The organism is Streptomyces sp. NPDC002520 (assembly GCF_053595235.1).
Genome location: NZ_JBSFXG010000009.1, coordinates 116,222 through 128,626 on the forward strand (window position 1 = coordinate 116,222; position 12,405 = coordinate 128,626).

Consider the following 12,405-nt stretch of genomic DNA (forward strand, 5'->3'; position numbering starts at 1 on the left):
ACACAAGACGTGAAGGGGATCTTCCGGGTTCCGGCCAGTGTCTGTAGCGGTCGTTGTCCCACGTTCTGTATCAGCCATTGATACGCGCCGACGACCCCCGGCGCCGGTCTGAGAGAATTGGGACTGTGATCTCCCGAATCGATCTGCGCGGCGACGCCCTCCCCGAGGGTCCCGCCCTGCGCGACCTGCTGCCCCGAGCCGACTTCGACGTCTCGGCCGCCCTGGAGAAGGTGCGTCCGATCTGCGAGGCCGTGCATCATCGTGGCGACGCGGCGCTGATCGACTTCGCCGAGAAGTTCGACGGAGTACGGCTGGAATCGGTCCGTGTCCCGGCCCAGGCGCTCATCGACGCGCTGGAGGCCCTCGACCCCGCCGTGCGCGCGGCCCTGGAGGAGTCCATCCGCCGGGCCCGCCTGGTCCACCGCGAGCAGCGCCGCAGCACGCACACCACCCAGGTGGTGCCGGGCGGCTCCGTGACCGAGAAGTGGGTGCCGGTCGAGCGCGTCGGGCTGTACGCGCCCGGTGGCCGCTCGGTGTACCCGTCGTCCGTGATCATGAACGTCGTACCGGCCCAGGAGGCCGGGGTCGAGTCCATCGCGCTCGCCTCACCGGCGCAGGCCGAGTTCGGCGGACTGCCGCACCCGACGATCCTCGCCGCGTGCGCGCTGCTCGGCGTGGACGAGGTGTACGCGGCCGGCGGCGCCACCGCCGTCGCGATGTTCGCCTACGGCACCGAATCCTGCCCGCCCGCGAACATGGTCACCGGCCCCGGCAACATCTGGGTCGCCGCCGCCAAGCGCTACTTCACCGGCAAGATCGGCATCGACGCCGAGGCCGGGCCCACCGAGATCGCGGTCCTCGCGGACGACACCGCGGACCCGGTGCACGTGGCCTCCGACCTGATCAGCCAGGCCGAGCACGACCCGCTCGCGGCGGCCGTCCTGGTCACCGACTCGGCCGAGCTGGCCGACGCGGTGGAGAAGGAGCTGGAGCCGCAGATCGCGGCCTCCAAGCACATCGAGGACCGGATCCGCCCGGCGCTGGCGGGCAAGCAGTCCGCGATCGTCCTCGTGGACGGCCTCGAGGAGGGCCTCCGGGTCGTCGACGCGTACGGCGCCGAGCACCTGGAGATCCAGACCGCCGACGCCGCCGCGATCGCCGACCGCGTGAAGAACGCGGGCGCGATCTTCATCGGCCCCTGGGCGCCCGTGTCGCTGGGCGACTACGCGGCCGGGTCCAACCACGTCCTGCCCACCGGCGGCTGCGCCTGCCACTCCTCCGGCCTGTCCGTGCAGTCCTTCCTGCGCGGCATCCACATCGTCGACTACACGCAGGACGCGCTGGCCGACGTCGCGCACCACGTGGTCACGCTGGCGGAGGCGGAGGACCTGCCCGCGCACGGCGCGGCGATCAAGGCGAGGTTCGGGTGGAAGGTACCGACGAGCAAGTGAGCTTCGGAATCGACGATCTCCCCGTACGGGACGAGCTGCGCGGCAAGTCCCCCTACGGCGCGCCCCAGTTGGACGTCCCCGTACGGCTGAACACGAACGAGAACCCGTACCCGCTGCCCGAGCCGCTCGTCGAGCGGATCGCGGAGCGGGTGCGCGAGGCCGCCCGGAACCTGAACCGCTACCCCGACCGGGACGCGGTCCAGCTGCGCACCGAGCTGGCCACGTACCTGACGAGGACCGGGAAGTACCCGCTCGGCATCGAGAACGTGTGGGCCGCCAACGGCTCCAACGAGGTCATCCAGCAGCTGCTGCAGACCTTCGGCGGACCGGGCCGCAGCGCCCTCGGCTTCGAGCCGTCGTACTCGATGCACGCGCTCATCGCGCGCGGCACCGGCACCGCCTGGATCTCGGGCCCGCGCACCGAGGACTTCGACATCGACCTCGGCGCGGCCGAGCGGGCCATCGCCGAGCACCGCCCGGACGTCGTCTTCATCACCACCCCCAACAACCCCACCGGCAACGCGGTACCGCCCGAGACGGTCCTCGCGCTGTACGACGCGGCCCAGGCGGCCAGGCCGTCGATGGTGGTGGTGGACGAGGCGTACATCGAGTTCAGCCACGGCGACTCGCTGCTGCCGCTGCTGGAGGGCCGGCCGCACCTCGTGATCTCCCGGACCATGTCGAAGGCGTTCGGCGCGGCCGGCCTGCGCCTCGGCTACCTCGCCGCGCACCCCGCGGTCGTGGACGCCGTACAGCTCGTCCGGCTGCCCTACCACCTCTCGGCGATCACCCAGGCGACCGCCCTGGCCGCCCTGGAGCACACCGACACGCTGCTCGGCTACGTCGAGCAGTTGAAGGCCGAAAGGGACCGGCTGGTCGCCGAGCTGCGCGCGATCGGCTACGACGTCGTCGAGTCCGACGCGAACTTCGTACAGTTCGGCCGGTTCGAGAACGCCCACGAGGCCTGGCGGAAGATCCTCGACCAGGGCGTCCTGGTCCGGGACAACGGCGTACCGGGGTGGCTGCGGGTGTCCGCCGGAACCCCCGACGAGAACGACGCGTTCCTGGACGCGGTACGGGAACTGAAGAAGGAGCTGGCGGTATGAACCGCGTTGGACGCGTGGAGCGGACCACGAAGGAGACGTCCGTCCTGGTCGAGATCGACCTCGACGGCACCGGGCGGACCGACATCGCCACCGGCGTCGGCTTCTACGACCACATGCTCGACCAGCTCGGCCGGCACGGGCTGTTCGACCTGACGGTCAAGACCGACGGCGACCTGCACATCGACTCGCACCACACGATCGAGGACACCGCCCTCGCCCTCGGCGCCGCCTTCAAGCAGGCGCTCGGCGACAAGGTGGGCATCTACCGCTTCGGCAACTGCACGGTCCCGCTGGACGAGTCCCTCGCCCAGGTCACCGTCGACCTCTCCGGCCGCCCCTACCTCGTGCACACCGAGCCCGAGAACATGGCGCCGATGATCGGCGAGTACGACACCACCATGACCCGGCACATCCTGGAGTCCTTCGTGGCCCAGGCCCAGATCGCGCTGCACGTGCACGTGCCCTACGGGCGCAACGCACACCACATCGTGGAGTGCCAGTTCAAGGCCCTCGCGCGCGCTCTGCGCTACGCCAGCGAGCGCGACCCGCGCGCGGCCGGCATCCTCCCGTCGACGAAGGGCGCGCTGTAACCCCATGAACGGTCTGTCCACCATCCTGATCGTCGTCGGTCTCTTCCTCGTCGGCGGAATCGTCTCCTTCGTCAAGCAGAAGATGCCCGCGAGCCTCATCGCCGTGCTGTCCATCGGCGCGGCCATGTGCCTCGTCGCCGGGATCATGCGGCTGGAGGTGTGGAATTGAGCAACCCGAAGAAGGTCGTGGTCTTCGACTACGGCTTCGGCAACGTCCGCTCCGCCGAGCGCGCCCTCGCGCGCGTGGGCGCCGATGTCGAGATCACCCGTGACTTCGACAAGGCGATGAACGCCGACGGCCTGCTGGTACCGGGCGTCGGCGCGTTCGCCGCCTGCATGCGGGGGCTGCGCGACGCCCGCGGCGACTGGGTCGTCGACCGCAGGCTCTCCGGCGGCCGGCCCGTGATGGGCATCTGCGTCGGCATGCAGATCCTGTTCGCGCGCGGCATCGAACACGGCGTGGAGACCGAGGGCCTGGACCAGTGGCCCGGCACGGTCGGACCGCTCGAGGCCGAGGTCGTCCCGCACATGGGCTGGAACACCGTGGACGCCCCCGCGGACTCGGAGCTGTTCGCCGGACTCGCCCCCGACGCCCGGTTCTACTTCGTACACTCGTACGCCGTCCGGGACTGGACCCTCGAGACGTTCAACCCGGCCATGCACCCGCCCACGGTGACCTGGTCGACGTACGGCACGCCCTTCGTGGCCGCCGTGGAGAACGGCGCCCTGTGGGCCACCCAGTTCCACCCCGAGAAGTCCGGCGACGCCGGAGCCCAGCTCCTCACCAACTGGATCGGAACCCTCTAGACCATGGCCAAGCTCGAACTGCTCCCCGCCGTCGACGTCCGTGACGGCCAGGCCGTTCGCCTCGTGCACGGCGAGTCCGGCACCGAGACCTCCTACGGCTCCCCGCTGGAGGCCGCCCTCGCCTGGCAGCGCGCGGGTGCCGAATGGCTGCACCTGGTCGATCTGGACGCCGCCTTCGGTACCGGTGACAACCGGGCGCTGATCTCCGAGGTGACCGGGGCGATGGACATCAAGGTGGAGCTGTCCGGCGGCATCCGCGACGACGACACCCTCGCCGCCGCCCTCGCCACCGGCTGCACCCGGGTGAACCTCGGCACCGCCGCCCTGGAGAGCCCGGAGTGGGTCGCCAAGGTCATCGCCGAGCACGGCGACAAGATCGCGGTCGGCCTGGACGTGCGCGGTACCACCCTGCGCGGCCGCGGCTGGACCCGTGACGGTGGCGACCTCTACGAGACGCTGGCGCGCCTCAACAAGGAGGGCTGCGCCCGCTACGTCGTCACCGACATCGCCAAGGACGGCACCCTCCAGGGCCCCAACCTGGAGCTGCTGAAGAACGTGTGCGCCGCCACCGACCGTCCGGTCGTGGCCTCCGGCGGCGTGTCGTCGCTGGACGACCTGCGCGCCATCGCCGACCTGGTACCCCTCGGTGTCGAGGGCTCCATCGTCGGGAAGGCCCTCTACGCGAAGGCGTTCACCCTGGAAGAGGCCTTGGAGGCTACGTCGTGAAAATGGGTGCAGTGTCATGACGTCCGAAGCCGTACGGCGCGTGCAGAGCAAAAACCCCTGGGAAGAGAGTTTCGGGTTCGCTCGCGCCGTGGCGGCGGGTGACCGTGTGCTGGTGGGCGGCACGTCCTCCTTCAAGGGGCGCGTGCTGTACGGGGAGGGCGATCCCTACGAACAGGCCAAGGTGGCCTTCACCAGCGCGCTGGAGGCGATCGCCGAGTTCGGGCTCGGTCCCGAATCGGTGCTCCGGACCCGGATGTACCTCACCCATCTGCGGGACGTGGACGAAGCGGGCCGCGCGCACAAGGAACTGTTCGACTCCGTGCGCCCGGTCTCGACCCTGCTGGTCGTGGAGGGCTTCGTCGACCCGCGCATCCTGGTCGAAGTAGAAGTAGAAGCATTCAGAGGCTGAAAGCCTTTAAGGAGCCGTGGATTCATGACCCTGGCGGTCCGAGTCATTCCCTGCCTGGACGTGGACAACGGCCGGGTCGTCAAGGGCGTCAACTTCCAGAACCTGCGCGACGCGGGCGACCCCGTCGAGATGGCGAAGGTGTACGACGCCGAGGGCGCCGACGAGCTGACGTTCCTGGACATCACCGCGTCCTCGGGCAACCGGGAGACGACGTACGACGTGGTGCGCCGCACCGCGGAGCAGGTGTTCATCCCGCTGACGGTCGGCGGCGGCGTCCGCACGGCCGAGGACGTGGACAAGCTGCTGCGGGCCGGCGCCGACAAGGTGGGCGTGAACACGGCCGCGATCGCCCGCCCCGACCTGATCCGGGAGATCGCCGAGCGCTTCGGCCGGCAGGTCCTGGTGCTGTCCGTGGACGCCCGGCGCACCGAGGCCGGGTCCTTCGAGGTCACCACGCACGGTGGCCGCCGCGGGACCGGCATCGACGCCGTCGAGTGGGCGCACCGGGCCGCCGAACTGGGCGCCGGGGAGATCCTGCTCAACTCCATGGACGCCGACGGCACCAAGGACGGCTACGACCTGGAGATGATCGCGGCCGTTCGCAAGCACGTGACCGTCCCGGTGATCGCGTCCGGCGGCGCGGGCAAGCTGGCCGACTTCCCGCCGGCCGTCGCCGCGGGCGCGGACGCGGTGCTGGCCGCCTCCGTCTTCCACTTCGGTGACCTGCGGATCGGCGAGGTCAAGCAGACCCTGCGGGAGGCGGGCCACCCGGTGCGCTGACGCCGCGCTGAGCTCGGGCACCGAGGACAGCGCCGACGCGGCCGGCACGCGCGGCGCCACCGCCTGGGGCGACCTCGCGGCCGGACTGCGCTACATCCGCGGCCACCGTGTCCTCGGCCCGCTGATGCTCGCCACCGCCCTCGGCGACTTCGGCTTCGTCGGCCCGCTGGGCGTCGGCCTCACCCTGCTCGCCGACCACCGCGGCTGGGGCGCCTCCGGCATGGGCTGGGTGCTCGCCGGGTTCGGGACCGGCGCGGGCGCCGCCTCGCTGCTGCTGGCCGTCCGGGGGCGGCTCCCGCACGCGGCACTGGTCGCCGGCGGCACGATCCTCGCCGGCTCCGTCGCCATCGGCGCGTTCGCCTACGTCCCGACCCTCACCGGGGCCGTCGGCGTCTCCCTGGCCGTCGGCCTGCTCGCCGGGCTCAGCGGCGCGATGTGCGGGGCCCTGCTGCAGACCCACGTCGACCCCGCCTGTCTCGGCCGCGTCACCGCCGTCGCCGGCCTGGTCAGCCTCGGTCTCGCCCCGCTCAGCATGCCGTTCGCCGCCGCCGCGATCGGCGCCTGGGGACTGCGCCCGGTGTTCGTGGTCAGCGCCGCCGTCTGCGGGCTCGGCGGCGTCGTCACCCTGTGCTTCCCGGACCTGCGCCGGGCCGAACTCCCCGCCTGACCCACCGGGCCGGGCGGCACGATCACCCCGGCGCTCACCCCAGCGGCTGGGTCAGCTGCACCAGATTGCCGACCGAGTCGTCGAACACCGCCGCGAGCACCGGCCCCTGCTCCTGCGGCGGATGCGTGAACCGCACCCCGAGGCCGCGCAGACGCTCGTACTCCGCCCGCAGGTCGTCCACCGAGAAGACGATGCACGGGATCCCGGCCGCGTACAGGGCCGTGCGGTACGGCTCCGCGACCGGCCCCTGACCGGGCTCCAGCAGCAGCTGGAGATCCCGCTGGGCCCCGTGCGGAGCGCCCACCGTGACGAACGGCGTGCCACCGCCGAGATCCATGTCCAGCCGGGTCTCGAAGCCCAGGACCCGCGTGTAGAAGGCGTGCGCCTTCGCCACGTCGTCCACGTACACGCTGGTCATCGCGACCTTGATCATGCCGGGACCTCAGAGTCCCAGTTCCTTGGAGTCGTGCAGCTTCGTGATCGCGTCCGCGTCGCCCTCGAGCTGCACGTCGGCCGTGTCCTGCCGGCCGAACGCGAACATCAGCAGCTCCGCCGGCTCCCCGGTCGCCGTGACCACCGGAGTGCCCCGGTGCGCCACCGCCGTCTGGCCGTCCGGGCGGCGCAGCACCAGCCCGGTCGGCGCGCCCCGGCCCATCACGCGGGCCATCCGGTCCAGACGCGACCACAGGGCGTCCTGGAAGACCGGGTCCAGCTCGCGCGGGCTCCAGTCCGGTTGTGCGCGGCGCACGTCCTCGGTGTGGACGTAGAACTCGACCGTGTTCGACGCCTCGTCCACCTGCTTCAGCGCGAACGGCGAGAACCGCGGCGGACCCGTCCGGATCAACTGGAGCAGCTCCTCGTACGGCTTCGCCGTGAACTCGGCCATCACCCGGTCCAGGCGCGGGGCGAGCTGTTTGACGAGGAGGCCCCCGGCCGCGTCCGGGCGCCGCTCGCGCACCACGACATGGGCGGCCAGGTCCCGGGTCGTCCAGCCCTCGCACAGCGTCGGGGCTTCGGGACCCATGGTCTCCAAGAGGTCGGCGAGCAACAGCCGTTCACGCTTGGCGAAGGTCGACATGGGATCAGCCTACGACCATACAGGCCGTCCTCCCACCCGCCGCCCGACCGCCACCCCTCGACGAGGCTCCCCCAGAGGGGCCCCGTCGCGCCGCAGTGCCCATTCGATGGACACCCACCGTCACGCCCCCCGCCACGCGGCACAATGGCATCCATGACCAGTACGTCCGGCAGCCCCCGCCCCACCAGCCTCGATCCCGACATCGCCGCCCGCCTCAAGCGCAGCGCCGACGGGCTCGTTCCCGCCATCGCCCAGCAGTACGACACCGGCGAGGTGCTGATGCTCGGCTGGATGGACGACGAGGCGCTGCACCGCACCCTGACCACCGGCCGCTGCACGTACTGGTCCCGCAGCCGGCAGGAGTACTGGGTCAAGGGCGACACCTCGGGCCACTACCAGTGGGTCAGGTCGGTCGCGCTGGACTGCGACGCCGACACCCTGCTGGTCAGGGTGGACCAGGTGGGTGCCGCCTGCCACACCGGCGCCCGCACCTGCTTCGACGCCGACGTCCTGCTGAAGGACGAAGTCTCCGGCACGTCGGCCCAGGATCAGTAAGGTCTGCCGCCATGGACCTCGAGACCTTCCGCAAGCTCGCCACCGACCGGCGCGTCATCCCGGTCACCCGAAAGCTCCTCGCCGACGGCGACACGCCGGTCGCGCTCTACCGCAAGCTCGCCGCCGAACGCACCGGCACCTTCCTGCTGGAATCCGCCGAGAACGGCCGCTCCTGGTCCCGCTACTCCTTCGTCGGTGTCCGGTCCGCCGGGACACTGACGGAGCGCGACGGACAGGCGCACTGGCTCGGCGTCCCACCGGTCGGCGTACCCACGGACGGCGACCCGCTCGCCGTCCTGCGCGCCACCCTCCAGGCCCTGCACACCCCGCACCAGGAGGGTCTGCCGCCCTTCACCGGCGGAATGGTCGGCTACCTCGGCTACGACATCGTCCGCCGCCTGGAGAAGATCGGCCCCGGGGAGCGCGACGACCTGAAGCTGCCCGAGCTGACCATGCTCCTCACCAGCGACCTCGCGGTCATGGACCACTGGGAGGGCTCCGTCCTGCTGATCGCCAACGCGATCAACCACAACGACCTGGACACCGGCGTCGACGAGGCGTACGCCGACGCCGTGGCCCGCCTGGACGCCATGGAGGCCGACCTGGCCCTGCCGGTCGCCCAGCCCCCGGCCGTCCTGCCGCCCTCCGAACTGCCCGAGTACACCGCGCTGTGGGGCGGCCCCGACTTCCAGGAGGCCGTCGAGGACGTCAAGGAGCGCATCCGCGCGGGCGAGGCCTTCCAGGTCGTACCCTCCCAGCGCTTCGAGACCGGGTGCACCGCGAGCGCCCTGGACGTCTACCGGGTCCTGCGGGCCACCAACCCGTCCCCGTACATGTACCTGTTCCGCTTCGACGGGTTCGACGTCGTCGGTTCCTCCCCCGAGGCACTGGTGAAGGTCGAGGACGGGCGCGCGATGGTCCACCCCATCGCCGGCACCCGGCACCGCGGCGCCACCCCGCAGGAGGACCAGGCCCTCGCCGAGGAACTGCTCGCCGACCCCAAGGAGCGCGCCGAGCACCTCATGCTCGTCGACCTCGGCCGCAACGACCTCGGCCGGGTCTGCGAGCCCGGCTCGGTGGAGGTCGTCGACTTCATGTCGGTCGAGCGCTACTCGCACGTCATGCACATCGTCTCCACGGTCACCGGCCAGGTGGCCGACGGCCGTACCGCCTTCGACGTGCTCACCGCGTGCTTCCCGGCGGGCACCCTCTCCGGCGCCCCCAAGCCCCGCGCCATGCAGATCATCGACGAACTCGAACCGTCCCGGCGCGGCCTGTACGGCGGCTGCGTCGGCTATCTCGACTTCGCCGGCGACTCCGACACCGCCATCGCCATCCGTACGGCCCTGCTGCGCGACGGCACCGCCTACGTGCAGGCCGGCGCGGGCATCGTCGCCGACTCCGACCCGGTCGCCGAGGACCAGGAGTGCCGCAACAAGGCGGCGGCCGTGCTGCGGGCGGTGCACACGGCCAACCGGCTGGGACGGTAGGGCGCTTCTCATAGGAACCCCGGGTGACGCTTCGCCCGGGGTTCGGGCGATAGTGGAGTACGTGACTGCCCTACCTCACCCCCGATCCGAAGCCGCCGCACCCACCCGGTCCGGTCGGCGGAGCCTCGCCATGGCCCTGCTGTTCGGCGCCCTCGGCGCGGCCGTGACGCTGCTCGCGACCCGGCAGCGCTGGTCCGAGGGCACCGCGACGGTGGCCGGGGGCGCGTTCCCGCTGACCGCCAAGGGCAGCGACGTCACCGGTGTGCCCGCCGCCCTCGCCATAGTGGGCCTCGCCGCACTGGTCGCCGTGTTCGCCGTCCGCCGGGCCGGCCGACTGGCCGTGGCCGGGCTCCTCACGCTCTCCGGCGCCGGCATCGTCGCCGCCGCCCTCGCCGGCGCCTCGGACAGCTCCGCGCTGGACGACAAGGCCGCCGAGGCCACCGGCGACACCGCCGCGACGGTCGCCGCCCTCACCCACACCGGCTGGCCGTACGTCGCGGCCGCCGGCGGTGTCCTGATCCTGCTCGCCGGGCTGCTCGCGCTGCGCTACGGCAGCCTGTGGCCGGCCATGTCGGGCCGCTACGAGCGCGGTGCCGGCCGCCCGCGGGCCAAGGCCCGCCCGGTCGACCCCGAGCGCCCCGAGGAGATCTGGAAGGCCCTGGACCGCGGTGAGGACCCCACCGGCGCCTGAGCCTCGGGCGCCCCGCCGCGCCGTCGCCCGATGTGGCGAACCAGACGCCACCCCAGCGTCCGGCACGCGTGCGCGTACGGGACAATGGAGGACGAGCGTCCGGCTCGGAAAGTGACGGACCGGCCCGGAAACGTACGACACGTACGACGCGTACTACGACACGTCCACAGCAACGAGGAGCAAGTCATGGCGGGCAGCAGCCACGGTCACACCCCGGCCGCCTGGACCGGCGTCACCATCGCCTTCATCGGTTTCTGCGTCGCGGGTGCCTTCATGGTGATGGCCCAGCCGCTCGGTTTCTGGGCCGGAATGGTGATCGTGGTCCTCGGTGGCGTCGTCGGCGTCATCATGCGCGGCATGGGCCTCGGCCAGCCGAAGCAGGCGCAGGCCGTCGTGACCCAGGCCCCCGCGGCGACCCGCGAGCCGGTCGGCGCCGAGAGCTGACGTCCGGCACGCCCCCGAGGGGCGGCCCCGCGCACCGGGAAGGTGCCGGGCCGCCCCTCGCGTGTTTCCGGGCGACGGGGCGCGGAGGATCCGGGCGGGGATCCACGCGCGTACGGCCGTACCGGCGGGCAGAATACGAGCGTGACTGCCGACAGCGGGACCACCCCGCGCACCTTTCCGCCCGCCGGACCGGTGGCGGCCCCGCCCGAGCCTCCCCCGCTCTCGGCTCCGCTCGTCGAGCGGGTGGATCCCCTTTGGCGCCGGCTCGCCGTGCCGGGCGGCATCCTCGCGGCCGTGGCCGGCGCCTTCGCGTACGTCGGTGCCGTCGATCCGAACCAGCCAGGCCACTACCCGGTGTGCCCGCTGTACCGGTTCACCGGGCTGTACTGCCCCGGCTGCGGCGGGCTGCGCAGCGCCCACGCCTTCATCCACGGCGACCTGCTCGGCGCCCTGCGGGACAACGCCGCGGGCGTGGCCGCCTACCTGGCCTTCGCCGTGGTGTGGACCGTCTGGGTGGTCCGCGCGGTACGCGGCCGGCCGATGCGGATCGGGCTCGGACCGGTCCCGATGGGGGTCGTCGGCGCGTTGCTGCTGGTCTTCAGCGTTGTCCGGAACCTGCCGTTCGGTGGCTGGCTGCATCCTTGATCGAACCGGGAACGTCCAGGTAATGGGACCGGCCCGCACTGGATGCGAAGCCTTGGCCCTCCTGCGGATACCATCGCAGTGACCATGGGTTTTCGAACCCGGCACGAACCACCGTCTGGAAGGGGGCCGCTCGCGTGAGTGTGCTCGACGAGATCATCGACGGGGTCCGGGCCGACCTCGCGGAGCGGCAGGCACGCGTCAGCCTCGACGAGCTCAAGGAGCGCGCGGCCAAGGCTCCCGCCGCCAAGGACGGCGTCGCGGCCCTCAAGGGCGACGGCGTCAAGGTGATCTGCGAGGTCAAGCGCTCCAGCCCCTCCAAGGGCGCGCTGGCCGCGATCGCCGACCCGGCGGCACTTGCCGCGGACTACGAGGCGGGCGGCGCCGCCGTCATCTCCGTCCTCACCGAACAGCGCCGGTTCGGCGGCTCGCTCGCCGACCTCGAGGCCGTCCGCGCCCGCGTGGACATCCCGGTGCTGCGCAAGGACTTCATCGTCACGTCGTACCAGCTGTGGGAGGCCCGCGCGTACGGCGCCGACCTCGCGCTGCTGATCGTGGCCGCCCTGGAGCAGCCGGCCCTGGAGTCGCTGATCGAGCGTGCCGTCTCCATCGGTCTCACCCCGCTCGTCGAGGTCCACGACGAGGACGAGGTCGAGCGCGCCGTGGACGCCGGCGCCAAGATCATCGGTGTCAACGCGCGCAACCTGAAGACCCTGGAGGTCGACCGCGGCACCTTCGAGCGGGTCGCCCCGGAGATCCCCGACCACCTTGTGAAGGTCGCCGAGTCCGGTGTGCGCGGGCCGCACGACCTGATCGCCTACGCCAACGCGGGCGCCGACGCGGTCCTGGTCGGCGAGTCCCTCGTCACCGGACGCGACCCCAAGGCGGCCGTCGCCGACCTGGTCGCGGCGGGCGAGCACCCCGCACTGCGGCACGGCCGCGGCTGATCATTCGCTAAGCTGGACGGCG

General features: G+C 72.0%; 16 protein-coding genes and 1 pseudogene. 15 read left to right on the forward strand and 2 right to left on the reverse strand.

Going from position 1 to position 12,405, the window contains the following annotated elements:
- The first annotated feature begins 125 nt into the window (after window positions 1-125).
- The 9 genes and pseudogenes from hisD to ACWD5D_RS15560 form a co-directional block, all read left to right on the forward strand.
- Window positions 126-1,451 carry a histidinol dehydrogenase gene (gene hisD, locus ACWD5D_RS15520; RefSeq protein ID WP_451373203.1) on the forward strand — a complete coding sequence of 442 codons (1,326 nt, stop codon included), beginning with the start codon at window positions 126-128 and terminating at the stop codon, window positions 1,449-1,451.
- Window positions 1,448-2,557 carry a histidinol-phosphate transaminase gene (locus ACWD5D_RS15525; RefSeq protein WP_451373204.1) on the forward strand — a complete coding sequence of 370 codons (1,110 nt, stop codon included), beginning with the start codon at window positions 1,448-1,450 and terminating at the stop codon, window positions 2,555-2,557. The genes hisD and ACWD5D_RS15525 overlap by 4 nt, the downstream gene beginning before the upstream one ends.
- A complete protein-coding gene (gene hisB, locus ACWD5D_RS15530; protein WP_031166423.1) occupies window positions 2,554-3,147 on the forward strand; it encodes an imidazoleglycerol-phosphate dehydratase HisB in 594 nt (197 codons plus the stop codon). The genes ACWD5D_RS15525 and hisB overlap by 4 nt, the downstream gene beginning before the upstream one ends.
- 4 nt (window positions 3,148-3,151) lie before the next feature.
- Window positions 3,152-3,316: a hypothetical protein gene (locus ACWD5D_RS15535; protein WP_451373205.1), complete on the forward strand. Its 165-nt coding sequence runs from the start codon at window positions 3,152-3,154 to the stop codon at window positions 3,314-3,316.
- The gene (gene hisH, locus ACWD5D_RS15540; protein ID WP_451373206.1) at window positions 3,307-3,954 is read left to right on the forward strand and encodes an imidazole glycerol phosphate synthase subunit HisH; all 648 of its coding nucleotides are present in this window, start codon (window positions 3,307-3,309) and stop codon (window positions 3,952-3,954) included. The genes ACWD5D_RS15535 and hisH overlap by 10 nt, the downstream gene beginning before the upstream one ends.
- 3 nt (window positions 3,955-3,957) lie before the next feature.
- Window positions 3,958-4,680 (forward strand): bifunctional 1-(5-phosphoribosyl)-5-((5-phosphoribosylamino)methylideneamino)imidazole-4-carboxamide isomerase/phosphoribosylanthranilate isomerase PriA, encoded by a 723-nt coding sequence (gene priA / locus ACWD5D_RS15545; protein ID WP_451373207.1) that lies wholly within the window; start codon window positions 3,958-3,960, stop codon window positions 4,678-4,680.
- Between the two features lie 16 nt (window positions 4,681-4,696).
- Window positions 4,697-5,089: a RidA family protein gene (locus tag ACWD5D_RS15550; protein WP_451373208.1), complete on the forward strand. Its 393-nt coding sequence runs from the start codon at window positions 4,697-4,699 to the stop codon at window positions 5,087-5,089.
- A 24-nt stretch (window positions 5,090-5,113) separates the two neighbouring features.
- Window positions 5,114-5,869 carry an imidazole glycerol phosphate synthase subunit HisF gene (gene hisF / locus ACWD5D_RS15555; RefSeq protein ID WP_451373209.1) on the forward strand — a complete coding sequence of 252 codons (756 nt, stop codon included), beginning with the start codon at window positions 5,114-5,116 and terminating at the stop codon, window positions 5,867-5,869.
- Between the two features lie 37 nt (window positions 5,870-5,906).
- A pseudogene (locus ACWD5D_RS15560) lies at window positions 5,907-6,536 on the forward strand (MFS transporter); the annotation flags it as partial.
- Between the two features lie 34 nt (window positions 6,537-6,570).
- On the opposite strand, the gene ACWD5D_RS15565 reads toward ACWD5D_RS15560, so the two are convergent.
- Entirely contained in the window at window positions 6,571-6,969 is a 399-nt protein-coding gene (locus ACWD5D_RS15565; RefSeq protein WP_451373210.1) for a VOC family protein, read from the reverse strand.
- A 9-nt stretch (window positions 6,970-6,978) separates the two neighbouring features.
- The gene (locus ACWD5D_RS15570; protein WP_451373211.1) at window positions 6,979-7,614 is read right to left on the reverse strand and encodes a TIGR03085 family metal-binding protein; all 636 of its coding nucleotides are present in this window, start codon (window positions 7,612-7,614) and stop codon (window positions 6,979-6,981) included.
- Between the two features lie 153 nt (window positions 7,615-7,767).
- Between ACWD5D_RS15570 and hisI the strand changes: the two genes are divergently transcribed.
- From hisI to trpC, 6 genes are all read left to right on the forward strand, one after another.
- Window positions 7,768-8,169: a phosphoribosyl-AMP cyclohydrolase gene (hisI, locus tag ACWD5D_RS15575; RefSeq protein ID WP_451373212.1), complete on the forward strand. Its 402-nt coding sequence runs from the start codon at window positions 7,768-7,770 to the stop codon at window positions 8,167-8,169.
- Between the two features lie 11 nt (window positions 8,170-8,180).
- The gene (locus ACWD5D_RS15580; RefSeq protein ID WP_451373213.1) at window positions 8,181-9,659 is read left to right on the forward strand and encodes an anthranilate synthase component I; all 1,479 of its coding nucleotides are present in this window, start codon (window positions 8,181-8,183) and stop codon (window positions 9,657-9,659) included.
- A 52-nt stretch (window positions 9,660-9,711) separates the two neighbouring features.
- A complete protein-coding gene (locus tag ACWD5D_RS15585) occupies window positions 9,712-10,350 on the forward strand; it encodes a TIGR02234 family membrane protein (protein WP_451373214.1) in 639 nt (212 codons plus the stop codon).
- 186 nt (window positions 10,351-10,536) lie between these two features.
- The gene (locus ACWD5D_RS15590; protein ID WP_451373215.1) at window positions 10,537-10,794 is read left to right on the forward strand and encodes an HGxxPAAW family protein; all 258 of its coding nucleotides are present in this window, start codon (window positions 10,537-10,539) and stop codon (window positions 10,792-10,794) included.
- A gap of 243 nt (window positions 10,795-11,037) precedes the next feature.
- Window positions 11,038-11,439 carry a DUF2752 domain-containing protein gene (locus ACWD5D_RS15595; RefSeq protein ID WP_451373337.1) on the forward strand — a complete coding sequence of 134 codons (402 nt, stop codon included), beginning with the start codon at window positions 11,038-11,040 and terminating at the stop codon, window positions 11,437-11,439.
- A 134-nt stretch (window positions 11,440-11,573) separates the two neighbouring features.
- On the forward strand, window positions 11,574-12,383 hold the full coding sequence (gene trpC, locus ACWD5D_RS15600; protein WP_451373216.1) for an indole-3-glycerol phosphate synthase TrpC: 810 nt from the start codon (window positions 11,574-11,576) through the stop codon (window positions 12,381-12,383).
- Window positions 12,384-12,405 lie beyond the last annotated feature (22 nt).